The sequence below is a fragment of the Streptomyces sp. NPDC057939 genome (genome assembly GCF_042887545.1).
Classification (GTDB): domain Bacteria; phylum Actinomycetota; class Actinomycetes; order Streptomycetales; family Streptomycetaceae; genus Streptomyces.
Genome location: NZ_JBHVPG010000026.1, coordinates 1 through 23949, shown reverse-complemented (window position 1 = coordinate 23949; position 23949 = coordinate 1). Strand labels below are relative to the sequence as shown.

Genomic DNA, 23949 nt, shown 5'->3' with positions numbered 1-23949 from the left:
GGCGGGCGCGGGAGGGCCCCGGGCGCGCGCGAACGCGCCCGGGGCCCGATGTGCTCCCGGTCAGGTGCCCGGCTCGGAGCGGGCCCGGTCCGGCCGGTACCGCAGGGCCAGCCCGGCGAGGAGCGCTCCGGCGCCGGCGCAGAGCACCGTCGCGATGCCCGCCCAGGTGTGGGGCCCGCCGAGCGCGCCCTCCAGCGGGTCGTAGAGGACGACGCCGCCGACCACGTGGAGCGTGACCACGGTCAGCGCGGTCACGGCCGCGAGCCGCCACACCAGGACGGTGTCGCGCACCGCCAGCAGGGCTCCGACGCCCAGGCAGAGCAGGGAGACCGCGAGGGGCAGCAGGTCACCGGCGGCCGGGGCGGGCCGGTCCGCCAGGTCGCCCGGCAGGTGGACCACGCCGCACAGCAGCAGGGCCGCGGCCGCCGGCCAGCGCAGCAGGTGGCGCAGCGGCCCCTGCGGGCGCTCGGGGGCTCGGACGGGCGCCGGGCGGGGGGCGGTGGGGCGCGGATTGCGTTCGCGCTTCACCTGTTCACCCCACCCGCGTTCCTGCGGGGGCGGCGGGGCCGCCTCCTGCGGACGGTCCGTCCGGGGGGTGCCGTCGGGGCCCAGGATGCTGACCAGCAGGGCCACGTCCTCGATGGACCGGCCGACTGCCGCGGCCCGCAGCGTGATGTCGGCCTCGCCCTCCTCGTGGGGGTGCTCGCCGAGCAGGGCGACCATGTGCCGGACCTCGTGGACGGGCCGGGACACGGCGGCCGCGCGGAGCGCCTCGTGTCCGGGGTTGGGGAGTTGCCCGGTCTGCCTGAGGAGGTTCACCAGCGCGGTGACCTCTTCGACGGGACGGCAGGTGGCCGCGGTCTCCAGCAGGGTCCGTATGGGCTCGGTGTGCGGATCGTCGGCGGGGACGGTGGGATCACCGCTCGGCGGGACGGGGGCGACCGGTGCGGCCCCGGTGGCCGGTGCGACGCTCGGGGGCGCCTCGACCGGCGTGACCGGAGCCACCGGCAGCGCCGGGGTGACGGGGGTGATGGGGGTGACCGGGGCGGGCGCCGCGGGCTGGGAGGTCGGCAGGGGCACCGGCGGTGTCGGCTGCGCCGTCGGCAGCGGACCCGCCGCCACCGCGTCGAGCGGCGGCATGGTGGCCGGAGTCGGATCGGGCAGCCCGGACGGGGCCGCGGCAGCGGGCGGTCCGGTGGTCGGGATCGGTGCGGGGGGAGGCCCGTCGCGGTCGTCGTGTGCCGTCGTCGCGAGGGTGCTGGGGTCATTCATGGAAAGCTCCGTTCGCCGACACGCGGGTCTACACATCGCGCGCCGGTCATCGTGCGTCATGGGAAGCGCACGCTTTGTTACATTCAGCCGGACGTCCGCGCACTGCGCCATTCGGGGCGGGCAAACGGGGGGCCGGCGGCCCGCCGGCGGGACACGCCGCCGGCGACGGGGCCCGGCGACGGGGCTCGCGCAGAGTGGGCGGAGCACCAGCTCGGGAGGGAACCAGTCATGCCGCAGCCCGGAACCGTCCGACCGACGGCCGTCCTCCGGTCGGGGCTGCCGGCAGTGGCGCTGGCCGCGGCGCTGCTGCTCGGCGCCGGCGCGGCCGGTCCCTCCGCCGCACTGGCCCGGGACGCGGACCGGCCCGTCGTCGACACCGCCGAGGGGCCCGTTCGGGGACGCGCCCACGGGTCGTACGACACCTTCGAGGCGATTCCGTACGCCGCCCCGCCGACCGGCCCGCTGCGCTGGCGACTGCCGCGCCCGGCGCCCCGCAGGGCGGGCGTGCTCGATGCCGGGGCGCCCGGCTCGGCGTGCGTGCAACTCCCGCCGCTGGGCCCGGCGACGCCGATCGGCTCGGAGGACTGCCTGTTCCTGAACGTCACCGCCCCGGCGGGCCGGGGGCGGGAGCGGCCGGTCATGGTCTGGTTCCACCCCGGTGGTTTCCGCGACGGGTCGGGGGCCGCCCACCTGCCGGAGCCGCTCGTCGTACGGGGCGACGTGCTGGTGGTCACGGTGAATTACCGGCTCGGTGTCTTCGGCCTCTTCGGGCATCCGGAGCTCGGTGGCGCCCCGAATTTCGCCCTCGCCGACCAGCAGGCCGCGCTGCGCTGGGTCCGGGCGAACGCGGGCGCCTTCGGCGGTGATCCGGACCGGGTCACCGTGTTCGGGGTGTCGGCGGGCGGTCTCGGCGTCTGCGCGCACCTGGTGTCCCCCGCCTCGGCCGGACTGTTCGGGCGGGCCGTCGCCCAGAGCGGGTCCTGCTCCACCACGATGCCCCCGTACGCGCTGCTGCCGACGCAGGGCGCCTACGAGCCGTTCGTCCCGGAGCGGCGCACGGTGGCGGCCGGCGCGGCGGCGGCGCGGGATCTGGGCTGCGGCGCCGGGCCGTCGACCTCCGCGCTCGACTGCCTGCGCGGCCTGGACGCGACCCGACTGGCGACGCCCGCGCTGATGGAGCGGTTCTCCCTCCTGTCGTACGGGAACGGGTCGTTGCCGCGGTCGCCGCGCCGGGCGTTGGAGTCCGGACGGTTCCACCGGGTGCCGGTGGTGCAGGGGACCGCGCAGGACGAGATGCGGCTCTTCCTGTCCCAGGTCCTGCCGTCGTATCCGGTCCCCGACGAACGGACCTACCGTGAGCGGCTCGTGAGGTCCTTCGGCCCGTCGGCACCGGCCGTCGGGGAGGCGTACCCGGCGGACCGGTACCCGACGGCCGCGCTCGCCTGGGCCGCGCTGCTCTCGGACGCCTCGTTCACCTGCCCCGCGCTGCGGGACAGCAGGGCGTTGGCCCGGCACGTGCCGACGTACGGCTACCGGTTCAGCGACCGCGACGCGCCGGTCTTCGTACCGCTGCCGCAGGCCCCGGAGTTCCCGTTCGGCGCGACCCACGGCTTCGAACTCCCCTACCTCTTCCGGGTCGTGGACCTGGCCCCGGCGCAGCGGGCGCTGTCGGAGCGGATGACGGAGTACTGGACGCGCTTCGCCCGCACGGGCTCGCCGAACGGGATCGGCGGGGCCTCCTCCGGCCCCTGGTGGCCCCGCGTGGCCCCCGCCTCCTCCCCCGCTCCGGCGTCCGTGCTGTCCCTGGCCGCGGGGCCGGGCGGGATCCGGCCGGTGGACGCGCGGGCCGAGCACCACTGCGCCCTGTGGGACTCCTTGCCGCCGTTCGGCGGCCCCGACGACGCGCAGGCCCCCGAGGTTCCCGAAAGCTCCGACGGCCCCGGCATCTCCGAGGCCCCCGAAGGAAGGTGATCCCGTGACCGGACTGCGCGAGGTCCTGGAGGCGCACGTGCGCGGCGGGGAACTGCCGGGCGCGGTGGCGCTGGTGGCCCGGGAGAGCCGCACCGAATGCGTCGCGGTCGGTGACGCCGAGGCCGGTGGCGCGACCCCGATGGCCCGGGACTCCCTCTTCCGGATCGCGTCGCTGACGAAGCCGGTGACGGCCGCGGCGGTCATGCTGCTCGTCGAGGAGGGCCGGCTGGAGCTGGACGCCGCGGTGCGGCGCTGGCTCCCCGAGCTCGCGTCGCCGGTGGTCGTGCGCACCCCGCGGTCGCCGGTCGACGAGGTGGTGCCGGCCGTGCGTCCCGTCACCGTGGAGGACCTGCTCACCTTCCGCGCGGGGTACGGGTTCCCGTCGGACTTCTCGCTGCCGGCGGTCGGCCCGCTGTTCGGCGAGCTGAAACAGGGCCCTCCCCAGCCGCAGCACGTACCGCCGCCCGACGAGTGGATGGCGGCGCTGGCCCGCGTCCCGATGCTGTACCAACCGGGTGAGGCGTGGCTCTACCACACCTGTTCCGACATCCTGGGTGTGCTGATCGCCCGGGTTTCGGGGCAGTCCCTGCCGGAGTTCCTGGCCGAACGGATCTTCGTGCCGCTGGGGATGGGCGACACCGGGTTCGTGGTGACCGGGGACCGCCTGGACCGGTTCACGGGCTACTACCGCGGCGGCCCGGACGGCGGCCCGCCGGAGCTGGTCGACGCCCCGGACGGGCAGTGGAGCCGTCCCGTGGCGTTCCCGTCGGGCGGGGGCGGGTTGGTCTCCACCGCCGACGACTGGTGCGCGTTCGGGCGGATGCTGCTCGCCGGGGGCCGGGCCGCGGACGGGCGGGCGCTGCTGACGCCCGGCTCGGTGCGGCAGATGATGACCGACCGGTTGACGCCCGCTCAGCGGGCGGGCGGGGAACTGTTCCTGGAGGGGCAGGGCTGGGGGTTCGGCGGCTCGGTCGACGTCGAACGGCGGGACCCGTGGAACGTGCCCGGGCGCTACGGCTGGATCGGTGGGACGGGCACGGCCGCGCACGTCGTCCCGTCCACCGGGACGGTCGCCGTCCTGCTGACCCAGCTGGAGCTGGGCGGGCCGACCCCGCCCGCCCTGATGCGCGACTTCTGGGCGTACGCGGCCGGCGCCTGACGGCCCGTGCGGTGGATCCGGTTCAGAGGCGTACGTCCCAGGTGGCGGTGGAGGTCAGGGTCCGGGCGATCGCGGGGTCGCGCACGGAGTCGGTGCGGTCCGTGGCGGTCACCGACAGCTTGTGTCGGCGCAGGTCGAACAGCCACAGCTCGGCGACCCGGACCTGGGTGCGGCCCGCGAAGCGGCGCAGTTCCCGGCCGTCCAGGTACCAGCGGACCTCGATCCGACGGCCGTCGCCGGTGGCGAGGTCCGGCACGGAGACCCGTGCGGTGTGGCCCAGGCGCAGGGTGCGGCCGGTCGGCGTGAGCGGGGTGACGACGTTCGCGTGGCGGTGGAAGCCGGCGATCATCGCCTCGACGCCGGGCAGGTTGAAGGGTTTGCCGAGGATCCTCATCAGCGAGTTGTCGGTGGGGCGGTTGAGTCCGGTGGCGAAGTAGCCGCCGCCCTCGTACGTGCCGACGGTGCCGCCGTCGGGTGAGGTCTCGCCGAGCCATCGGTACCACTTGGCGCCCTGGTCCTTCATGCGGACGGCGTCGAGCGTGGAGGTGTTGGGGTCGGTGGGTTCGGGGCCGGTGTACCGCTCGTAGTCGGGGACTCCGGGGTAGAAGTACTCGTCGGCGAGCTTGCCGAGGGAGTGGCCGGTCTCGTGGATGGCGACCTGGCCGGACTTGGGGTGGCCGGCGGAGGCGGTGGAGATGCCCTCGTAGCCGAGGGTGGGGCTGGGTTCGTTGTAACCGGCCCCACCGTACTTGGCGCTGTTCGCCAGGACGATGACCAGGTCCGCCTCGGGGGCCGCGGCGACGTACGCGTCCACCTTCGGCTGGTCGACGCACAGCAGCCGTTCGATGTCCTCGCACCAGAAGCGGCTGCCGAGCGCGGTGTCGCGGACGGAGCCGGGGTCGGGGTCGCCGGAGACCCCCGACTGGGTGGACACGGCGTCCACCGTCCACACGTTGAAGAGGGTCCGGTAGGTGGCGTAGGGCTCGACGGCCTCGACCTCGGCCCATTTGGCCCGGGCGTCGGCGTGGAACGCGTCGAGTTGGTCGGCGGTGTAGCCATCGCCGACGACGACCACGTCGAGCCGGTCCGCGGTGGGGCCGTTGTCGATCATCTTGGTGACCCGTCCGTCCTTGTCGGCGGCCCGCGCCGACGGGGACCGCCGGGGCGCCGCCGGGGCGGGTCCCGCGGCGGGTACGAGGACGTGGCCGGATCCGGCTTCGTCGCCGTGTTCGGGCCCGGGTATCTCGACCTCGACCCGCCCGGGGCGGGGCGGTTCGGCGGCCTGGGCGGGCGCCGGAGCGGTCAGCAGGACGGCGCCGGCGCAGGCTGCGGCGAGGGCCGCCCGCAGGGTCGACCGGACGGCTGTTCTCATCAAGTCCTCCACGGCAAAAGGGAGTTAAGCGAAAAGGTAAATGGACTGAACCGGTTGCTTAAATTAGGTGGCGCGCGGGGCGTGCGCAATGGTCCACAACGGCTGAATACTGGTGCTCGCCCGACAACACGACGTACAGCAGGGGGCTTTCATGGACCAACCGGCCGAGATCGGGCGCCGCGTACAGCGAATGCGCGCGGAACGCGGTTTGACCCAGCGGCAGTTGGCGGAGCCTTCCTACACTCCCGCGTACGTGTCGACCCTGGAGGCCGGCAAGGTCCGGCCCTCGGAGGCCGCCCTGCGCTTCCTCGCCGGGCGGCTCGGCACCTCGTACGAGGAGTTGGCGACGGGTCGCCCGGCGCGACTGGCGACCGAACTGCGGCTGGCCCTCACGGACGCCCAGCGGACCCTGGCCACCGGGTCCGCGGAGGAGGCCGCCGGCCACTACCGGCGGCTGCTGGCCGAGGCGGAGGAGCTGGACCTGGTCGACGAGCGGGCCGAGGCGCTGCTGGGGCTCGGGGACTGCGCGCTGGAGGCGGGTCGGCTGCCGCAGGCCATCGCCCGGTTCGAGGAGGCGGAGGCGCTGCTGGCCGACCAGCCGCTCCCCCGCCGGGCGCGTCCGATCCGGGGCCGGGCCGTCGCGCACCTGCTGGCGGGCGAGCTGCGTTACGCCTGCTACCTGCTGGAGTCGGCCATCGACGCGTTGAACTCGGAGGGGCTCGCCGATCCCGAGGCGTTGCTGCTGCTCCACTCGGCGGTGATCGGGCCGTACATCGACATGGGCGCCCACGCCCGGGCCGCGCACGCGGCAGAGTTGGCGCTGGCGTTGGCCCCCCAGGTCGGGGATCCGGCGCTGGTGGCGGGCCTGCACCGGCAGGTCGCGCGGACCTTCCTGGCGGAGGGGCGGGTGGCGGAAGCGGACGCCTCCCTCGCGAAGGCCCAGGCGGTCTACCGGCAGCTGCGGCTGCGGACGGATCTGGCGCACTGCCACTGGATGCGCGGCTACGTCCAGGCGCAGCACGGGGACCTGGAGTCGGCCGAGCGGGAGCTGCGGACGGCTCGGGAGATGCTGACGGCCAAACGGGCGGCCCTGTACGCCTCGCAGGTGGAGGTCGAGCTCGCCGACGTGCTGCGCCGGCTGGGCCGGTACGCGGAGGCGACCGAGCTGGTGTCGGCGCTGTTGGCGCCGGGCGGCGGACCGGTGGCGGGGCCCGGGAGCGTGCACGCGGGCGGGGCGCACCGGCTGCTCGGCCTGATCGCGGAGGAGCGGGGGCTGACGGAGGAGGCGGAGGAACACTACGTGCGGGCGCTCGCCCTGCTGGAGCGCAGCGGTGCGGGCGGGGACCTCGCCGACCTGTGCCGCCTGTTGGGCGATCTGCTGCGGCGCACGGGGCGGATGGAGGCGGCCCTGGACGCGTACCGCACCGGGCTCGGGCACCGGGCGGCTCCGGGGACGACCACGTTGGGGCCGGCGCCGGCCACGCCCGCGTTCCGCCCGTCGACGACGACGCTCCCGGCGCCGCGGTGAGGCGGCGACGGGAGCATGCGGGGCCGGTCAGTGGTTGTCGGTGGGCCGCAGGTCGCGCGGGATCATCGCCCAGGTGGTGGCGGCCGCGGCGACGGCCAGGGCTCCGGCCATGAGGAACGCCGGGGTGATGGCCAGGGTGTAGGCCTGCGAGGCGGTGTTCATGAGGGCCTCGCCGACGGCGCCGCCGAGCCGTTCGGCGGTGTGCGCCGCTTCGCCGACGGAGTCCCGTACGGTGCTCGCGGTGGGGCCGTCGAGGTCGAGGACGGGCAGGTTGCCGCGGTAGAGGGCGGCGGCCGTGCTGCCGAGGACGGCGACGCCCATCGCGGAGCCCAGTTCGTAGCAGGTCTCCTCGATGGCGGCGGCGCTGGAGACCTGGTCGGCGGGTGCGGCGGAGACCAGGGTGACGGAGGCGACGGTGGTGGCGATGCCCGCGCCGACCCCCATCACGGTCAGCGCGACCGCGAAGGCGGGGTAGCCGAGGCCGGTGAACTGCTGGACGGTCCAGGGCAGCGCCATGCCGGCGGCCAGGACGAGCAGTCCGGCGCCGAGCACGTGCCGGATCGGGAACCGCTGCATGAGGGTGGGCGCCACCATCGAGGCGCAGATCAGGGCGAGGGGGGCGGGCAGGAGGCGCAGTCCGGCCTCCAGCGGGGTGTAGCCCTGGCCGTACTGGAACCACTGGGTGACCAGGAACAGGATCGCGCCCATGCCCACCATCGGCAGGAAGATCGCGGTCGCGGCGACGCTGAAGGCGGGCTTGGCGAACAGCCGGACCTGGAGCAGCGGGTCGTCCAGGCGGAGCTGGCGGCGCACGAACACGGTGAGCGCGACGGCGGCGAGGATCAGCAGGGCCCAGGGCAGCGGATCGGCGACGCCGCTCTTGCCGAGCTGCTTGATGCCGCCCGCGAGGGCGAGCATGCCGACGATCGACTGGCCGACGCCCCACCAGTCCCAGCGGCCCGCTCCGCGCGGAGCGCGCGATTCGGGGAGGTAGCGCAGTCCGGCGGCGACGATGACGGCGGCGACGGGGAGGTTCAGGAGGAACGCGGAGTGCCAGCCGTGGTCCTGGACCAGGAAGCCGCCGACGACGGGTCCGAAGGCCATGCCGCCACCGAACACGGCGGCCCAGACGGCGAGGGCGAAGGCGCGCTCCTTGGCGTCGGTGAAGACGCTGCGCAGGATGGAGAGCGTGGACGGCATGATGGCCGCGCCGCCCATGCCTAGCAGGGCGCGGGCCGCGATGACGTGCCAGGCCTCGGTGGAGAACACGGCGATGAGCGAAGCCACGGAGAAGATGCCGAAGCCCGCCATCAGCAGCCGCTTGCGGCCCCAGCGGTCGCCCAGGGCGCCCGCGGTGACGAGCAGTCCGGACAGGGCCAGCGCGTAGATGTCGATGATCCACAGCTGCTGGACGGCGCCGGGCCGGAGGTCGGCGACCAGCGAGGGGAAGGCCACGTTGAGGATCGTGGTGTCCATCGATATGAGCAGGAGACTGCCGGAGAGGATCGCCAGGACGATCCAGCGACGCGGGTCCGGCGTGGGGGTGCGCATGGGGTTCCGTTCGGTGTGGTGCACGGGTCGGCGGCGGGCGGTGCGGGAGGCGGGCTCAGGGCCCGGGCCGGAGGTGCGGTCGCTCGCGAGTGCTCGCGCCGGAGCGTCCTCCAGTAGCCGTTCTTCATTCACCATGATGAGCCTCCTTCGCCTCGGATGATACAAATTTGTCTCACTCGATGCAAAGGAGGCTCAATTTTGGGAGTTTATTGAAAACGACATCCATTGCCATATACTCGTGGCATGGCTCGCAACGAAATTCGCCCGATCATCAAGCTGCGCTCGACCGCGGGGACCGGCTTCACCTACGTCACCCGCAAGAACCGCCGCAACGACCCCGACCGGATGACCCTGCGCAAGTACGACCCCGTGACCCGCCGGCACGTCGACTTCCGCGAGGAACGCTGACCCCCGGATCCCTCCCCGGCCCGTCCCGGGGCCGATGGTTTGCGCGCGTCCCCGACGGGCACAAGCCGACTGCCGCCCCGCGCATTCGCGGGGCGGACCAGTTTCCGCTCAGTCCTCCGCGGTCCGGGCCCGGGCGCCCGAACGGGTGCGGCCCGCTGTCGGAGCCCGCTGCGGATGACGGCGCAGGTACTCGTCCTCCAGCTCCTTGAGCCGCTGCGTGTGCGTGGCGAGCGCGTCGTCCGACCCGTGCAGCAGCGTCTCGTGGCGCGTGCGGTGGATCGTCTCCAGCTCCTTCAGCAGCCTGCCGTCCTCCAGCTCGCGTGCCGCTGGTCCACCGCCGTGCTCGGCCATCACGACCACCTCCACGTCTTACGGTAGGGAGTCACCCGCCCCCGCGCGCGCGGGCCCGGGCACCGTTCAGCCGCCCTTCCCCGCCGTCGGGGCCGGGTTGAGCGCGGCGTGCGCACGCAGGGCCGTACGCACCGACCAGAGCACGGAGACCAGCGGAACCGCGACCACCGCGCCGACCACCCCGGCGGCGATGGCCCCTGCGACCACGGAGACGGCCACCACCAGCGGATGCAACCGGACCGCCCGGCTCATGACGAGCGGGTGCAGCAGGTGGCCCTCGATCTGGCCGATGACCACGATCAGCGCGACCACCAGGGCAGCGACGAACGGCCCCTTCGCCGCCAGGGCGACCACCGCGGCGACCCCCAGCGCGACCGGCGACCCGACGAGGGGGATGAACGCGGCGAAGAACTCCAGCAACGCGAGCGGCACCGCCAGCGGAACCCCGAGGAAGTACAGCGCCACCCCGACGAGCACCGCGTTCGTCGCGGCGACCAGCACGATCCCGTGGGTGTACCCGGTGAAGGTGCGCCAGGCGGCGCGCCCCGCGACGCCCACCCGCTCGCGCGCCGGCTCGGGGAGCTGCGAGCAGAACCACGACCACTGCCGGTCCCCGCCGTGCAGGAAGAACACCGACGAGAACGCGGCGAGGGCCAGCACCGTCAGCACCTGCACCAGGTGCCCGGCCCCGCTGACCGCGGTGCTGAGCAGCGTCGAACGGTGGCTGGACAGGAACGCGCCGACCTTGGACTGGATGTCGGAGAGCGCCTCGGGGTTCAACCGGAAGGGCGGCCGCTCCAGCCACTCCTCGATGCTGTCCAGGCCGTCGCGGAACTCGCGGACCAAGGTGGTGCTCTCCCCCGCCACCGCCTCGCCGACCAGCGCGAGCACCCCCATGAGCAGCACGAGGGTGCCGACCAGCGTGACGGCGACGGCGACCGGGCCGGGCAGGAAGCGCGTGAGGCCGCGGGTGGGCGGCCCGAGCAGCGCGGTGAGGATCAATCCGAGGAACAGCGCCACGGCGATCTCGTGGAAACGGCCCAGCAGGGCGAAGACCGCGTACACGGCCGCGCCGACGACCAGCAGGCGCCAGGCGTAGGACGCGACCGTACGCAGGAGCGGGGACACCGTCGGCATGGTTCATGGGTGCCACGCGGAACGGAGGCTGCCACGCGGAGACGGCCGATTTCGCCCGTCCGGGGAGAAAATGCGTTGCCGCCGCGCGTCGGGACACGGACGATGGCACGTCGTGAGTACTTCCCGTCTGACCGCCGTGTTGCCCGATCTCGCCCCCTGGCGGTCCAGCCGCGACTTCCGGCTGCTCTTCTACCAGGGCACCGTCACGTTCTTCGGTTCGTTCATGGCGATGATCGCGCTGCCGCTCCAGATCAAGCACCTGACGGACTCGCCGCTCGCGGTCGGCGCCATGGGCGCGGTCGAGCTGGTTCCACTGGTGGTCTGCGGCCTGTACGGGGGTGCCCTGGCCGACGCCGTCGACCGGCGGAGGCTGATCCTGCTGACCGAGGCCGGACTGGGGCTGCTGGCCCTGATCCTGCTGGTCAACGCGCTGCTGCCGGATCCGCTGCTGTGGCCGCTGTACGTGGTGGCGGCCGGCGTGTCGGCGCTGACGGGGCTCCAGCGGCCGGCGCTGGATTCACTGATGGCACGGATCGTGCCGCACGACCAGCTGTCCGCCGCCGCCGCGCTCAACGGGCTCCGCTACCAGTTCGGGGCGATCGCCGGGCCGGCGCTGGCCGGTGTGGTCGTCGCCTGGGCCGGCTACGCCCCCGCGTACGCGGTCACGGTGGCGGGCTTCCTCGTTTCGGTGCTGCTGTGCCTGCGGCTGCGGCCGGCGCCCCCGGTTGGGGGCGCAGTACGGCCGTCGCTGCGCGCCATCGGGGAGGGCGCGCGGTACGCGTGGAGCCGGCCGGTGCTGCTCGGCACGTACGCGGTGGACCTGGCGGCGATGTTCTTCGCCTTCCCGAACGCGATCCTTCCCTTCCTCGCCGACGAGCTCGACGCGGTCTGGGCGCTCGGTCTGATGTACGCGGCCGGCGCCGTGGGCTCGCTGCTGCTGGGCATGACCAGCGGCTGGGTCTCGCGGGTGCGCCGGCACGGGCTGCTGGTGGTCTTCGGCGCCGCCGTCTGGGGGCTGGCCATCGCCGCGGCGGGCTGGTTCTCCGGCATCTGGATCGTGCTGGCCTGCCTGGCCGTGGCCGGCGCGGGCGACATGCTGAGCGGGCTGGGCCGGGCCACGATCTGGAACCAGACGATCCCCGAGGAGCTGCGGGGGCGGCTCGCCGGGATCGAGGTGCTCTCGTACAGCGTCGGTCCGCAGCTGGGCCAGGTCCGGGCGGGCACCATGGCCGGCTGGACCGGGACCCGGCCCGCCTTCTGGAGCGGTGGGCTCGCCTGCGTGGCGTCGGTGGCCGTGCTGGCCGCGTTGCTGCCCAAGCTGATCTCGTACGACGCCGAGACCGACGAGGACGCGCTGCGCCGCCGGGCCGCCCGCGAAGGGGCGGCCCGGCGGGAGGACCCGAGCGGCGCGGTGGCCTGACCCGGGTCCCGTGCGGCGTCCGCTACCCGGCCGAGCCGCGGATCACGAACTGTGATCCCGGCTCGACCAGGACGTCGCCGTCGGCCGATCCGGTGATGGTCACTCCGGTGAGGGTGGCGCTGCCGCGGGCGCCGCCGTGGGCCCGGATGCCGGCCCCGTTGTTCGACCGGTCGATGCGGACGTCGTCGATCACGGCGTTCGGCACGCTGCCGCCGCCGGACTTGAACTGGATGCCGTCGTAGGTGGAGTCGCTGATGTCGGTGTCGCGGATGGTCACCCCGGGGATGTCCTGGCCCGAGGCGAAGAGGGTGATCGCGCCGAACTCCTGGGCCTCGCCCCAGAAGGCGCCGCCCGTGCGGTGGAGGCCGTTGTTCGCGATCAGGGTCTGACCGGAGAACGGCAGCGGGTCGTGGTCGGTGGCGAGCATGATGCCCGGGTAGTTCATGGTGTCGGAGACCAGGTTGTTCTCGATCGTGTTGCCGTGGCCGCCGTAGACGGCGATCCCGTTGGCCCGCCAGGGCAGCTGGACGGTGTTGTTGCGGAAGTGGTTGTCGTGGCCGATGTCGACGGCCGTGTTCTTCACGTAGCGGCTGGACCACACGGCGAGGGCGTCGTCGCCGGTGTTGCGGAACGAGGAGTTGAAGACGGTGGAGTTCTTCGTTCCGTTGGCGAGGTTCACCCCGTCCGCGTACGTGTCGCGGATCCGGACGCCGTTGAACTCGACGCCGTCGCCCGGTCCCCACAGCTCGGGGATGTTGTCGTAGTCCCGGCCGACCCAGGCCCCCACGTTGGCGTGCTCGATCCACACGTTCGTGATCCTGGTGTTCTTGCCGAAGCGGCCGTTGAGGGCCACGCCGCCCTCGGCGTTGCCGTCGCCGCCGCGGATGGTGCCGGAACCGAAGATGGCGATGTCGGAGATACGGGTGTTGTCGTCGATGTCGAAGCCGAAGTTGCCCTCGTGCGGGTGGTTGATGCCGCCCGCCTGGTGGGGCGGGGTGAGCGTGTACAGCTGGGAGTGCCACATGCCGGCGCCGCGCACGGTGACGTCACGGATGCCGACCTGGTTGAACTGGCCCCGGTTCAGCGGGTCGTCGGTGAGGATCTTCTGTTCCTGGCGCCACTGACCGGCCGGGATCCACACGCATTCGATGCGGCCGTCCTGATCGTCGGTGACGGCGCGCTGGAGGGCGTCGGTGTCGTCGATGCCGTCGTTGGGGACGGCCCCGTAGGCGGTGATCGAGGTGCACTCGGCGGGCTTGGCGGCAGGCGGCGCCACCTGTTCCAGGTCGATCAGGTCGACGATCTGGTAGGCGGCGGCGTCGCCGGCGTCCCGTTGGAGCCGGAACTTCGTCCCCGGCGGGTAGCTGCGTTCCAGCAGGGCGTGGGACTCGTCGAACAGTCGGCGCGCGTCGCCCTGGGGCGTGTTCGTGAGGCCTTCCGGGCCGTCCGTGGTGCCGTAGAGCCAGCTGTGCTTGGACGACAGGTCCAGCTTCCGGACGAAGGTCCCGTCGGCGTAGAGGCTGAGGGTGGCCGTGGCCCCGCCGCCGCCCGGGGCGTCGGGCACGGAGTTGCGCACGACGATGGAGTTCGCCTGGTTGGTGGAGGTGAACTCCACGTACTGGCCGGTCGCGGAGAGCCGCACCGAGGCGCGCCCGGAGGATTCGGTGGCGAAGTTGGTGTGGCCGAAGGTCCGCTCGGGGTCGCTCTGCAGCAGGGTGCCCGTGTACCGGGCGGCCTCCGCCTCGTATTCGGTGTACGGGACGGCGGCGCCGCGACCGGCCACGATCGAGCGGGAGTGGACGTTGTTGTTCTCGTTGGTCTCGGTCACGACCCCCGTGGCGTCGGCGGTGGCGGTCAGGGTGGCGCCGCCGCCGGTCGCGGTCCAGCTGCCGTCGAGCGCGACGGTGACGGTCGCGCCGGCGGGTACGGCCGGGGTGTTCCCGTTCAGGGTGACGGCTCCGGCGGTGAGCCGGGTGACGCTGGCGGGCGCCGGCGCGGTGCCGCGGTTGTGCACGGTCGCGGTGAAGGTCACCTTGGCTCCGACGGCCGGCGTGGCCGGGTCGGGGGTGATTCCGGTGACTTCCAGGTCGGGCCCGGGGCTCTGGCCGACCACCAGCGGGCCTGCGCCGCTGCGGCTGTTGTTGGTGTCGTCCGACTCGGCGACGGTGTTCTCGGGGTCGACGGCGGCGGACACCGTCCAGCGGCCTACGGGACGCCTGCCGACGGCGACCGGCACCGTCGCGGAGGCGCCCGCCGCCAGCGCGGCGACCGGGGCGCTGCCGGCGACGACGCCCTCCAGACTGACCCGTACGGTGGTCGCGGCGGCGGGGGCGTTGCCCGCGTTGCGGACGGTGGCGTTCACCGTGACCGCGTCGGTCTCGGAGGGGGCCGACGGTGACCAGGTCAGATCGGTGAGGGTCAGATCGGGGTTGGGGGCTCCCGTTCCGACGACCTGGAGCTCGGCGACCTGGGCGCCGGGCGCGCCGGTGTTGCCGTGGAACCTCACCTGGACGTCCGCGACGCGGCCGCCGACCGGCACGGTCACGGTGTTGCCGTTCGCCCCGGGGCTGAAGAGGTGGTCGGCGCGGGCGCGCAGGGTGGTGAACGCGGAGGCGGCCTGCTCACGGCCGAGGACCTCGAAGTTCTGGGTCCGTGCCGCCCATGCCGCATCGGGATCGAGCCGGACGACGACCGCGGCGAGGTCGGCGTTGGCGCCCAGGTGGACGGTCAACGAGGAGCTCTGGCCGGCGGCTTCCCAGTAGGTGCTCAGGTTGTCGTCGTTCGCGTTCGGGGCGACGTAGGACTGGGTGGTGGAGGTGGCCTCGATGGGCTTGCCCCGGGCCAGGTTGGTTCCGGTCGGGGGCGGGTCGCCGGGATCGCCCGGATCGCCGGGACCGGTCGCCCCGTAGATCTCGAACTCGGATATCTGGGCGGCGTTCCAACCGCTGTTGGCGGCGACGTTCACCCGCAGGTGGCGGACGGCGGCGGAGCCGAGCCCGAGGGTCACCCTGTTGGCCTGAGCGGGGTCGAAGACCTTGGGGGCGGTGGCGGCGAGCGTGGTGAAGGTGGTGCCGTCGGCGCTTCCCTGGAGGCTCAGCGTCTGGGTGCGCCGCTCCCACGCCGAGGGCAGTTTCAACACGACCTCGTCGACGGTGGCGACGGCTCCGAGGTCGACCTGGAGCCACTGGGGGAAGGCGCCCGCGGGTCCCTCCCAGTACGTCTGTTGGCTGCCGTCGGTGACGGCGGTCGCGGGGTAGCCGCCGAGGGAGCCGCCCGCGGTGGCGGTTCGGCCCAGGGCGAGGTTGACGGTGCCGGCGGCCGGGGCCGAGGGTCCGGCCGCGGCTCCGGTGGGGGTCAGGCCGAGGGCGGTCAGGGCGGTGAGGACCAGGCCGCCTACGAGCGCGCGGCCATGTCGTTTCCATCTCATGGGGGCCTCTGTTCCGGAAGGGTGGGGCGAGGACCTGCCGATTAATCTCGATCTCTGCGCAAGATTTTGAGGAATCCAGTTGATTCTTTGCGTGGATCAGGGTCACAGGTTTCTATCAGGTCACCGGTTTGTCAACGGTCCTCACACGGCGCGCCCGAACGGCGGCTTCCGCGATGCGGGCGCGGACGGGTCCCGGGAGGGTGACGGCATGGGTGACTGGTGGTACCGAAACATCCTCGAACCGGGCAAGCTGCCCCTGCTGCTGGCGTTGTCCGCCTTCGTCCTGACGTTCGCGATCACGCGCGTCATCACCCGGATGATCCGGGCCGGCAAGGGCCCGTTCCGCAACGTCACACCGGGCGGGCTGCACGTGCACCACGCCGTTCCCGGGGTCGTGCTGATGACGGTCGGCGGGTTCACCGCGATCGGGGGCGGCCGCGCGGGCTGGGGGTCGGCGCTGGCCGCCGTGCTCTTCGGGATGGGGACCGGACTGGTCCTGGACGAGTTCGCGCTGATCCTGCACCTGAGCGACGTCTACTGGAGCAAGGAGGGCACGATCAGCATCGAGGTGGTCATCCTGACCACGGCCCTCGCCTCGCTGCTGCTCTGCGGGTTCCTGCCGCTCGGCGTGGACGGACTGACTCCGGACGAGGAACAGAGCCGCATGACCCTGGTGACCACCGTGGTGTTCAACCTGCTGCTGGCCGGGGTGGCGCTCTTCAAGGGAAAGCCCCGCATGGCCGTGCTCGGGGCGGTGGTACCGCTGATCGCCCTCGTCGCGGCGATGCGGTTGGCCCGCCCCGTCTCCCCGTGGGCCCGCCGCTTCTACCGGCGCCGCCCGAAGGCGCGGGCCCGCTCGATGAGGCGCTCGTACCGCCACGACCGGCGCTGGAGCGGTATGCGACGCCGCGTCGACTACCTGATCGGCGGCGCCCCCAGCCAGTGACGGCACTCATGACGGGACCCCCGCACGCCGTGGCGTGCGGGGGTCCTCGCGCGCGGCGCCTCAGGCCTGTGCGGGGGCCCCGTCGAGCTCCCAGGCGTGCCGCTTGAACTCGCGGCGGAAGTCGGCGTGGTCCTCCCACTGCCGGGCGATGCCGCGCAGCACGTCCCAGTGGTGCTCCACCGACTGGTCGATGACGGTGCGGACCCGCGGCTCGGCCGTCGCCCGCGTCTCGATGAGGCCCTTCACCGCGGAGGCCTCCAGGACGCTGTTGCGCAGGGCGCGCAGGGCCCGGGAGGTGTCGTCCATCGCGAATCCGCGCTCACTTCCGGTCTCCGCGTCGAACAGCGGCGTCAGCCGCGCCTCGATGAACGCGGTGATCCGCTCGAAGTGCTGCACGTCCATCAGGGGTTCTCCGTCTCCTGCCGCGCCGGTGAGCGGCTCGGGTACACGATACGAGGGCCCGGTCCGCTCCGCGGACCAGGGGGACCGCGGCGCCCCCGGACCGCGCCGGGTCGATTGTCAGACCCCTGCGCCACCATCACGGCATGACGATCACCACCGCTCCCGCCCTGGCCGACCGTGACGAGTACGCCGACGCCATCGCCACGGCCGTCCGGGCCGCCGCCGCCTACTACGGCTCGGGCGAATCCCCGCTCGACGACGCCTCCTTCGACCTGCTCGTGTCCCTGATCCAGGCCTACGAGGCCGACTACCCGGAGCACACCGACCCGGCCTCCCCGACCGGGAAGGTGGCGGGCGGCGCGGTGCCCGCGGGGGACGTCGTCCACACCACGGCGATGCTCTCCCTGGCCAACGCCTTCGCCCCGCAGGACCTCCTCGACTGGGAGGCCTCGCTCGTCAGACGCCTCGGCGGTCCCGTCACCGGCGGGTACGCCGTGGAGCCCAAGCTCGACGGCGCCTCGCTGGCGGCGCGTTACCGGGCGGGGCGTCTGGTCCAACTGGTCACCCGGGGCAACGGGACGGGCGGGGAGGACGTGTCGCACGCCATCGGCACCATCGCGGGACTCCCCCTGGAGCTGAACACCCGGGACTCCTTCGAGGTGCGCGGCGAGGTGCTGCTGACGGCCGAGCAGTTCGAACGGGCGAACGCGGTACGGGTGGCGCACGGCGCGGCCCCGTTCTCCAATCCCCGCAACGGCGCGGCCGGCACGCTGCGGGCGAAGGGACGCGCGTACACGGTGGAGATGACGTTCTGGGCGTTCGGCGCGGTGGAGCTCGACGGCGGCGCGGCGCTGCCGGGCGGCGCGCACTCCGAGGTGATGGCGTTCCTGGCGGCGACGGGGATCCGCACGGCCGCCGACACGGCCGCCGGGCTGACGGTGGTGGACACCGTCGCGGGGGCGCAGGAGCAGGTCGACCGGATCTCGAAGCTCCGTTCCGCGTTGCCCTTCGGGATCGACGGGATCGTCGTCAAGCTGGACTCGTTGGCGGAGCAGGCGGCGGCCGGGAACGGTTCGCGCCACCCGCACTGGGCGACCGCGTACAAGCTGCCGGCGGTGGAGCGCCGCACCCGGCTGTTGGAGGTGACCTGGTCGGTGGGCCGTACCGGGGTGCTGGCGCCGACGGCGGTGCTGGAGCCGGTGGAGATCGACGGTTCGGTGATCCGGCACGCCACGCTGCACAACCCGGCCGACATCGAGCGGCGCGGTCTGCGCCTCGGTGACACGGTGACGGTCCGCAAGGCCGGCGACGTCATTCCGCGCGTCGAGGCGCCGGTGGTGGAGCTGCGGACCGGCGAGGAGCGGGCGATCGAGTTCCCGTCCGTGTGCCCGGGCTGCCAGGGCGCCGTCGACCGGTCCCAGGAGCGTTGGCGCTGCGGACGGCCCGCCGACTGCGGTCGGATCGCGGCGATCCTGTACGCGGCCGGGCGCGACCAGCTCGACATCGACGGGCTGGGCGAGCGGTACGTCCGCGCCCTGGTCGAGGAGGAGGGGGTGCGCGACGTGGCGGACCTGTTCACCCTGGACGAGGCGGCGTTGGCGCGGGCGGCCGGGAGCGAGAAGCGCGGGCTGAAGCTCGCGGAGCAGATCGCGGGCGCGAAGGACCGTCCGTTGTCGCGGGTGTTCTGCGCGCTCGGGGTCGTCGGCACCGGGCGGGGCATGTCCCGGCGGATCGCCCGGCACTTCGGGACGATGGAGGCGATCCGGGCGGCCGACGCCGAGGCCATGACCGGGGTGGAACTGGTCGGCGCCGCCAAGGCTGCGGCGATCGTCGCTCAGGTCGCCGAGCTGGGAGCGGTCGTCGACAAGCTGGTGGCGGCCGGGGTCAACCTCGTCGAGCCGCAGGTTCCGGGCCGGGCGACGGTCCCCGCCGACGGCGGCGCGGGTGACAGCCTCGGGGGTGACGTCACCGCCGGACCGCTGGCCGGTGAGACGGTGGTGATCACGGGAAAAATGACCGGCGCCTTGTCCGCCTACGGCACCCGCACCGCGCTGTTGGAGCTCGTCGAGCGGGCCGGCGGGAAGTCGGCGAGCAGTGTGTCGGGGCGTACGACGCTCCTCGTGGCGGGTGAGAAGGCGGGCAGCAAGGTCGCCAAGGCCGAGGCGGCGGGCATCACGATCCTCGGGGAGGAGGAGTTCGCGCTGCGGATCGCCGTCGTGCTCAGTGCGTGAGCGGCGGGGGCGGGGTGACGGCGAGGAGGGGCGGCGCCGGCGAGGTGTGGCGGTGTCCGCAGGGCTCGAAGACCAGGACGACCGGTTCGCCGGGCCGTTGGCGCCAGGAGATGCGCTCCGGCGCGACGACGCACACCGGGCAGTCGGGCAGCGGGCCCGGCCCGCTCCGGTCCTCGGGCGCGGCCGTGAGGACCGACGGCATGGGGTGAGGGTCACGCATGGCGGCTCCCTGGTGCGGCGGCTGTGCTCCTGGCACTGTGCCATGCGCGGCCCCTCCGCCGCACGGGCGAATCGTCCAGTGTTTTCGCTGGTCAGCGGTTCGGACGCCGGACGGATTCGGGTCCTGCGGGGCACATGGTGATCAAGTGGCCCTCCGGTCGGGCTCGACCAGCCCCGACTCGTAGGCGGCGATCACCGCCTGGGCGCGGTCGCGGACGCCCAGCTTGCCGAAGATGCCGGTGATGTGGTTCTTGACCGTGGAGACGCTGATGTCCAGTTCGACCGCTATCGCGGCGTTGTCGAGGCCTCCGGCGAGCAGGCGCCAGATCTCCAGCTCGCGTGGGGTCAGTCCGGTGGGTGACTCGGGGACCGGGCGGCGTTCGCGCGCGGGTGCGCGCACGTAGGTGGAGATGAGCCGGGTGAGGAGCCGGGGGGCGACGGCGGCCTCGCCCGCGTGGACGGTGCGGACCGCCGCGATCAGCTCTTCCGGGGACACGTCCTTGGGAAGGAAGCCGTGGGCGCCGGCGCGCAGGGCGGCGACCACGTACTCGTCCATGTCGAAGGTGCTCAGGGCCAGGACCCGGGAGCCGGGCAGGGCGGTGGCCAGCCGTTCGGTGGCCTGTACGCCGTCGAGCACCGGCATCCGGATGTCCATGACGACCACGTCGGGCTCCAGCCGCAGGGCCAGTTCGACGGCCTCGGCGCCGTTGCCGGCCTCGCCGACGACCTCGACGTCCGGGTGCGGGGCCAGGATCAGGGCCAGGCCCCGCCGCACCAGCGGCTGGTCGTCGGCGATGAGCACGCGGATCATCGGTGGTGTTCCTCTCCATCGGCGGTGCCCGCTCCCGGTGCCACCGGGAGCCGCGCCGCGACCCGGAACCCGCCCTCCCTCAGCGGGGCGGCCTCCAGGGTGCCGCCCTGCAGGGCGACGCGTTCACGCATTCCGATCAGACCGTACCCGCCGCGGGCCGGGGCCCGCGAAGCCGCGGTGCGCCTGCCGGATCCGGCGCCCTCGGCGTCGCCCCGCGCCTCGCCCGTGCGGCGGCCCGTTCCGTCGTCGCGGACCTCGACGGTGACCTCGTCGGGGTGGTAGGTCAGCCGTACCCGGGCCGCGGAATCCCCGGCGTGCTTGCGGGCGTTGGTCAGGGCCTCCTGGACGACCCGGAACACGGTCAGGCCGACGGTCGGCGGCAGCGGGCGTACGGTTCCGTCGACGGTGAGCTCGGTGTCCATGCCGGCGAGGCGGCTCTCGGTGACGATCCTGGCCAGGTCCTCGGGCCCCGGCTGCGGCGCCGGCGGGTTCGCCTCCGGTTCCTCACCGGCCCTCAGGACGTCGAGCAACTGGCGCATTTCGCTCAGGGCCATCCGCCCGGAGCCTTCCAGGGTGACGAGGGCCTCGCGGGCGGCCTCGGGGTCGTGCGCGAGGTTGGCCCGTGCTCCGCCGGCCATCAGCTGCATGGTGGTGATGTGGTGGGCGACGATGTCGTGCAGTTCCCGGGCGATGCGGCGGCGTTCCTCGGCGAGCGCCCGCTCGGCGTGGAGCGTGCGGTTGGCCTCGGACTCCCGTTGCCGGTGGTTCATCGCCAGGGCGGCCCCGACGACGATCGCGGCGGCGGCCGCGTTGGCGAGGAGCCCCCAACCTCCGGGGAGCAGCATGCCGCCCTGGCCGACGGAGGGCAGCGGGACCGCCGCCAGGCCCGCGACGGCCGCCACGACGGGCCGGCAGCTGCGGACCACCGTGTACAGGGCGATGACCAGGCTGAGACCGAAGTGCGGTGAGACCGGGCCGGCCGTGTTCACCACCACGCCGAGCGCCAGGACCGCCGCGAGGACGAGGGTCGGGCGACGGTGACGGACGATCAGCGTCAGTCCCCCGAGGACCAGGGCGAACGCTGCGGGGATCCCCAGCGGGTTGCCGTCGAACTGGCTGGTGACGGAAAAGCCCAGCAGGTCGGCCGCCGCCGCCCCGACCGCCACCAGGGCGTCGTTGCGCGTCCACGCCGGTTTGTCGGTGCTCCTGCTCATCTGGCCGGTCCTCCCCCACGGGCCGCCGGGCCCGGCCGGTGCCGGGACCGCCCGCGGCCGGAATCCGTGGATCCATTCTGGCACCGGCCGGGGACCCGGCCACCGGCCCGTGGTCGGGTCCGGGACCGGGACCGGAGTCCTGGTCACGGCGGTCGGCGTGACCCTGGTCCCGGTGGGGAGATCCTCCTGCGCCCGGACGCCGGCGGCCCGGTCCGCTGATGGTCTTGGGGGGACCGCCGGGGTACTCCGGCGCCATCGCACGGACCGGAGGAGAAAAGTGATCCGCGCCCTGACGGGATGCTCGACGAGGAATCCGTGGAAGGTGATAGCCCTGTGGGCGGTGCTGGGCATCGCGCTGACCATCATGGGCCAGGCGTTCGTCTTCCGCGCGACCCAGACGGGCAACGGCGACTTCCTGCCCGCGCACTACGATTCGGCCGCCGCGCTGAAGATCGCCGAGGAGAGTTTCGGGGTGCGCCCGGACTCCGATCCGCTGACGGTGCTGGTCGCCCGGAGCGACGGGGCCGCGCTCTCCCCCGCCGACGAGCGGCGAGTCGACGAGGTGACGGACCGGTTGGCGGGCGAGCGGATCGTGATGCCCGTCACCAAGAACACCATGCCGCTGGCCCAGGACCATTCCCAGGTACCCGTGTTCGGCGGGCGCCTGACGGCGCCGGACCGTGCCTTCCGGTTGCTGTCGGTGGAACTGAAGGGCAATCCGGCGGACCCGGGGGTGCAGGACACCTACCGGGCCTTCCGGGACCACACCCGCGAGGCCTTCCGGGAGGCGGGCCTGCGCACCGGGTTCACCGGCGGGCCGGCCACCGGCGTGGACACCGTCGACGCCGAGAAGACCCGTACGGCGGTCGTCGGGGCGGTGATGACGGGGCTGATCGTGCTGCTCCACGTGCTGGTGTTCCGCAGCCTGGCGGCCGCGCTGCTACCGCTGGTCGCGGTGGCCGTCATCGGGGGTGCGGCGACGGGCGTGGTCGTCGGCGCGTCCTTGCTGACGGGCATCCAACTGGCCGCCTCCACCCCGGGGCTGATCAACGTGGTGCTGGTGGGCATCGGGGTGGACTACTTCCTCTTCCTCCTGTTCCGGTTCCGCGAGCGGTTGCGGACGCACCCGACCGAGTCGGGCCGGGACGCGGCGCGGGAGGTCGCGGGCCGGGTGGGCACGGCCGTCACCTCGGCGGCGCTGACGATCGTGGCCGCGTTCGCCACGCTCGGGATCGCCTCCTTCGGCCAGTTCCGGGTACTGGGCCCGGCCATCGCGGTGTCCGTCCTGGTGATGCTGCTGGGCAGCCTGACGCTGATGCCCGCGCTGCTCGCGGTCACCGGGCGCGGAATGTTCTGGCCGTCCCGTTCCCTGAGGCACGAACCCCCCGCCGGCGCGGCCGGCCGGCTGGGCGCGCTGGTGGCGCGGCGTCCGACGGCGCTGGTGATCGCCTCGGTGGCACTGCTCGGGGCACTCGCGGCGGGCCTGACCGGGATGCGCATGGACTACGGGCAGGGCGGCGCGGGCGGCGAGCGTACGGCCGCCGTGGAGACGGCGGAGGAGATCGCCCGGTCGCTGCCCGCCGGGGTCTCGGATCCGACGGGCGTGTTCGTCTCGGCCGAGGACGGCGCACCCTTGAGCGCCGAGCGGCTGGCCGGTCTCGCCGGGGCGCTGGCCGAGGTGCCGGGTGTGGGTCGGGTCGTCCCGACCGTGTTGAGCGAGGACCGCGGCGCCGCGCGCATCGACCTGTTGCTGACGGCCGGATCGGGTACTCAGCAGGCCCGTGACCTGGTCTCGGGTCCGGTCCGGGAGACGGTACGGGCGAACCTGCCGGTGGGCACCGAGGTGCACGTCGGGGGCACGGCCGCGGTGTTCGCCGACATCTCGGTGGCGGTGGACGAGGACCTGAAGGTGATCTTCCCGGTGGCGGCGGTCCTGATCGGGATCATCCTGCTCGTGCTGTTGCGGAGCCTGCCGGCACCGCTCGTGCTGATGGTCGCGGTCGGACTGGGCTTCGCGGCCACCCTGGGCGCCTCGACGCTGGTGTTCCAGCACGGACTCGGCCGTCCGGGCGTCGACTTCACCCTGCCGTTGGTGTTGTTCCTGTTCGTGGTGGCGCTCGGCACCGACTACAACATCCTGATCGGCGACCGGATCCGGGAGGAGATGGGACGGCCCGGCTCCGCCCGCGATGCGGTGGCCCGCGCCGTGCGGCACACCGCTCCGGCCGTCGCCACGGCGGGTCTGGTGCTGGCCGCCTCCTTCGGGAGCCTGGCCGTGAGCCCGCAGCCCGGTACGCAGCAGATCGGCTTCGCCACGGCGGTGGGGATCCTGTTGTCCGCGTTCGTCCTGTCGATCGTGCTGGTGCCGGCCGTGATCGCGCTCCTGGGCCGGTCCACCTGGTGGCCGGTGAAGCCGGGATCCGCCGCCGGGCGGGCGGAGGCCGCCCCGCCGGCGGACCGGGTCCCGGTGGGCTGAGGAGGACGCGGCCCGACGTGGAAGGGCGCCGGCGCGCGGGGACGTTACGGTCCC

The 23949-nt window shown here is 73.6% G+C and carries 18 protein-coding genes; 8 read left to right on the top strand and 10 right to left on the bottom strand.

Annotation, left to right across the window (positions count from 1 at the left end; all coding sequences use genetic code 11):
• Window positions 1-60: 60 nt before the first annotated feature.
• Complete coding sequence (locus tag ACFVS6_RS25565; RefSeq protein WP_389707209.1) at window positions 61-1272, bottom strand: hypothetical protein; 1212 nt, start codon at window positions 1270-1272, stop codon at window positions 61-63.
• Between the two features lie 228 nt (window positions 1273-1500).
• Between ACFVS6_RS25565 and ACFVS6_RS25560 the strand changes: the two genes are divergently transcribed.
• A complete protein-coding gene (locus ACFVS6_RS25560; RefSeq protein ID WP_389707207.1) occupies window positions 1501-3243 on the top strand; it encodes a carboxylesterase/lipase family protein in 1743 nt (580 codons plus the stop codon).
• 4 nt (window positions 3244-3247) lie between these two features.
• Complete coding sequence (locus ACFVS6_RS25555; RefSeq protein ID WP_389707205.1) at window positions 3248-4402, top strand: serine hydrolase domain-containing protein; 1155 nt, start codon at window positions 3248-3250, stop codon at window positions 4400-4402.
• A 22-nt stretch (window positions 4403-4424) separates the two neighbouring features.
• On the opposite strand, the gene ACFVS6_RS25550 is transcribed toward ACFVS6_RS25555, so the two are convergent.
• Window positions 4425-5774 carry a M64 family metallopeptidase gene (locus tag ACFVS6_RS25550; protein WP_389707204.1) on the bottom strand — a complete coding sequence of 450 codons (1350 nt, stop codon included), beginning with the start codon at window positions 5772-5774 and terminating at the stop codon, window positions 4425-4427.
• 151 nt (window positions 5775-5925) lie between these two features.
• On the opposite strand from ACFVS6_RS25550, the gene ACFVS6_RS25545 reads away from it, so the two are divergent.
• Window positions 5926-7302: a tetratricopeptide repeat protein gene (locus ACFVS6_RS25545; RefSeq protein ID WP_389707202.1), complete on the top strand. Its 1377-nt coding sequence runs from the start codon at window positions 5926-5928 to the stop codon at window positions 7300-7302.
• 27 nt (window positions 7303-7329) lie between these two features.
• Here the strand turns inward: ACFVS6_RS25545 and ACFVS6_RS25540 are convergent, their stop codons facing one another.
• The gene (locus ACFVS6_RS25540) at window positions 7330-8988 is read right to left on the bottom strand and encodes an MFS transporter (protein WP_389707200.1); all 1659 of its coding nucleotides are present in this window, start codon (window positions 8986-8988) and stop codon (window positions 7330-7332) included.
• Between the two features lie 108 nt (window positions 8989-9096).
• On the opposite strand from ACFVS6_RS25540, the gene rpmG reads away from it, so the two are divergent.
• The gene (gene rpmG / locus ACFVS6_RS25535; RefSeq protein ID WP_389707199.1) at window positions 9097-9261 is read left to right on the top strand and encodes a 50S ribosomal protein L33; all 165 of its coding nucleotides are present in this window, start codon (window positions 9097-9099) and stop codon (window positions 9259-9261) included.
• Between the two features lie 108 nt (window positions 9262-9369).
• Here rpmG and ACFVS6_RS25530 read toward each other — a convergent pair whose 3' ends face one another.
• Both ACFVS6_RS25530 and ACFVS6_RS25525 read right to left on the bottom strand, forming a co-directional pair.
• Entirely contained in the window at window positions 9370-9612 is a 243-nt protein-coding gene (locus tag ACFVS6_RS25530; RefSeq protein ID WP_389707197.1) for a DUF6158 family protein, read from the bottom strand.
• A 66-nt stretch (window positions 9613-9678) separates the two neighbouring features.
• The gene (locus tag ACFVS6_RS25525) at window positions 9679-10749 is read right to left on the bottom strand and encodes an AI-2E family transporter (RefSeq protein WP_389707195.1); all 1071 of its coding nucleotides are present in this window, start codon (window positions 10747-10749) and stop codon (window positions 9679-9681) included.
• Between the two features lie 112 nt (window positions 10750-10861).
• On the opposite strand from ACFVS6_RS25525, the gene ACFVS6_RS25520 reads away from it, so the two are divergent.
• Window positions 10862-12169, top strand: a complete 1308-nt coding sequence (locus ACFVS6_RS25520; protein WP_389707193.1) for an MFS transporter — start codon at window positions 10862-10864, stop codon at window positions 12167-12169.
• A gap of 22 nt (window positions 12170-12191) precedes the next feature.
• Here the strand turns inward: ACFVS6_RS25520 and ACFVS6_RS25515 are convergent, their stop codons facing one another.
• On the bottom strand, window positions 12192-15596 hold the full coding sequence (locus tag ACFVS6_RS25515; RefSeq protein WP_389707192.1) for a CARDB domain-containing protein: 3405 nt from the start codon (window positions 15594-15596) through the stop codon (window positions 12192-12194).
• Between the two features lie 208 nt (window positions 15597-15804).
• On the opposite strand from ACFVS6_RS25515, the gene ACFVS6_RS25510 reads away from it, so the two are divergent.
• Window positions 15805-16542, top strand: a complete 738-nt coding sequence (locus ACFVS6_RS25510) for a hypothetical protein (protein ID WP_389707191.1) — start codon at window positions 15805-15807, stop codon at window positions 16540-16542.
• A gap of 60 nt (window positions 16543-16602) precedes the next feature.
• Here ACFVS6_RS25510 and ACFVS6_RS25505 read toward each other — a convergent pair whose 3' ends face one another.
• Window positions 16603-16944 carry a hypothetical protein gene (locus ACFVS6_RS25505; RefSeq protein WP_389707189.1) on the bottom strand — a complete coding sequence of 114 codons (342 nt, stop codon included), beginning with the start codon at window positions 16942-16944 and terminating at the stop codon, window positions 16603-16605.
• A gap of 143 nt (window positions 16945-17087) precedes the next feature.
• On the opposite strand from ACFVS6_RS25505, the gene ligA reads away from it, so the two are divergent.
• A complete protein-coding gene (gene ligA, locus ACFVS6_RS25500) occupies window positions 17088-19175 on the top strand; it encodes an NAD-dependent DNA ligase LigA (RefSeq protein WP_389707187.1) in 2088 nt (695 codons plus the stop codon).
• Here the strand turns inward: ligA and ACFVS6_RS25495 are convergent.
• The 3 genes from ACFVS6_RS25495 to ACFVS6_RS25485 all read right to left on the bottom strand — a co-directional run bounded on the left by ACFVS6_RS25495 (window position 19165) and on the right by ACFVS6_RS25485 (window position 21419).
• Complete coding sequence (locus tag ACFVS6_RS25495; RefSeq protein WP_389707185.1) at window positions 19165-19395, bottom strand: hypothetical protein; 231 nt, start codon at window positions 19393-19395, stop codon at window positions 19165-19167. The two genes, ligA and ACFVS6_RS25495, sit on opposite strands and share 11 nt — an antisense overlap.
• Before the next feature lie 141 nt (window positions 19396-19536).
• The gene (locus tag ACFVS6_RS25490; protein WP_389707183.1) at window positions 19537-20205 is read right to left on the bottom strand and encodes a response regulator; all 669 of its coding nucleotides are present in this window, start codon (window positions 20203-20205) and stop codon (window positions 19537-19539) included.
• Window positions 20202-21419: a sensor histidine kinase gene (locus tag ACFVS6_RS25485; RefSeq protein WP_389707181.1), complete on the bottom strand. Its 1218-nt coding sequence runs from the start codon at window positions 21417-21419 to the stop codon at window positions 20202-20204. Before ACFVS6_RS25485 ends, ACFVS6_RS25490 begins: the two co-directional genes overlap by 4 nt.
• Window positions 21420-21696: 277 nt before the next feature.
• Here ACFVS6_RS25485 and ACFVS6_RS25480 point away from each other — a divergent pair, with 277 nt between their 5' ends.
• Window positions 21697-23895: an MMPL family transporter gene (locus ACFVS6_RS25480; protein WP_389707179.1), complete on the top strand. Its 2199-nt coding sequence runs from the start codon at window positions 21697-21699 to the stop codon at window positions 23893-23895.
• Window positions 23896-23949: the final 54 nt, after the last annotated feature.

Coding starts and splice junctions, on each gene's coding strand:
- ACFVS6_RS25565 (WP_389707209.1), bottom strand. CDS start 1,272: ATGAATGACCCCAGCACCCTCGCGACGACGGCACACGACGACCGCGAC.
- ACFVS6_RS25560 (WP_389707207.1), top strand. CDS start 1,501: ATGCCGCAGCCCGGAACCGTCCGACCGACGGCCGTCCTCCGGTCGGGG.
- ACFVS6_RS25550 (WP_389707204.1), bottom strand. CDS start 5,774: ATGAGAACAGCCGTCCGGTCGACCCTGCGGGCGGCCCTCGCCGCAGCC.
- ACFVS6_RS25545 (WP_389707202.1), top strand. CDS start 5,926: ATGGACCAACCGGCCGAGATCGGGCGCCGCGTACAGCGAATGCGCGCG.
- ACFVS6_RS25540 (WP_389707200.1), bottom strand. CDS start 8,988: ATGGTGAATGAAGAACGGCTACTGGAGGACGCTCCGGCGCGAGCACTC.
- rpmG (WP_389707199.1), top strand. CDS start 9,097: ATGGCTCGCAACGAAATTCGCCCGATCATCAAGCTGCGCTCGACCGCG.
- ACFVS6_RS25530 (WP_389707197.1), bottom strand. CDS start 9,612: ATGGCCGAGCACGGCGGTGGACCAGCGGCACGCGAGCTGGAGGACGGC.
- ACFVS6_RS25525 (WP_389707195.1), bottom strand. CDS start 10,749: ATGCCGACGGTGTCCCCGCTCCTGCGTACGGTCGCGTCCTACGCCTGG.
- ACFVS6_RS25515 (WP_389707192.1), bottom strand. CDS start 15,596: ATGAGATGGAAACGACATGGCCGCGCGCTCGTAGGCGGCCTGGTCCTC.
- ACFVS6_RS25510 (WP_389707191.1), top strand. CDS start 15,805: ATGGGTGACTGGTGGTACCGAAACATCCTCGAACCGGGCAAGCTGCCC.
- ACFVS6_RS25505 (WP_389707189.1), bottom strand. CDS start 16,944: ATGGACGTGCAGCACTTCGAGCGGATCACCGCGTTCATCGAGGCGCGG.
- ligA (WP_389707187.1), top strand. CDS start 17,088: ATGACGATCACCACCGCTCCCGCCCTGGCCGACCGTGACGAGTACGCC.
- ACFVS6_RS25495 (WP_389707185.1), bottom strand. CDS start 19,395: ATGCGTGACCCTCACCCCATGCCGTCGGTCCTCACGGCCGCGCCCGAG.
- ACFVS6_RS25490 (WP_389707183.1), bottom strand. CDS start 20,205: ATGATCCGCGTGCTCATCGCCGACGACCAGCCGCTGGTGCGGCGGGGC.
- ACFVS6_RS25485 (WP_389707181.1), bottom strand. CDS start 21,419: ATGAGCAGGAGCACCGACAAACCGGCGTGGACGCGCAACGACGCCCTG.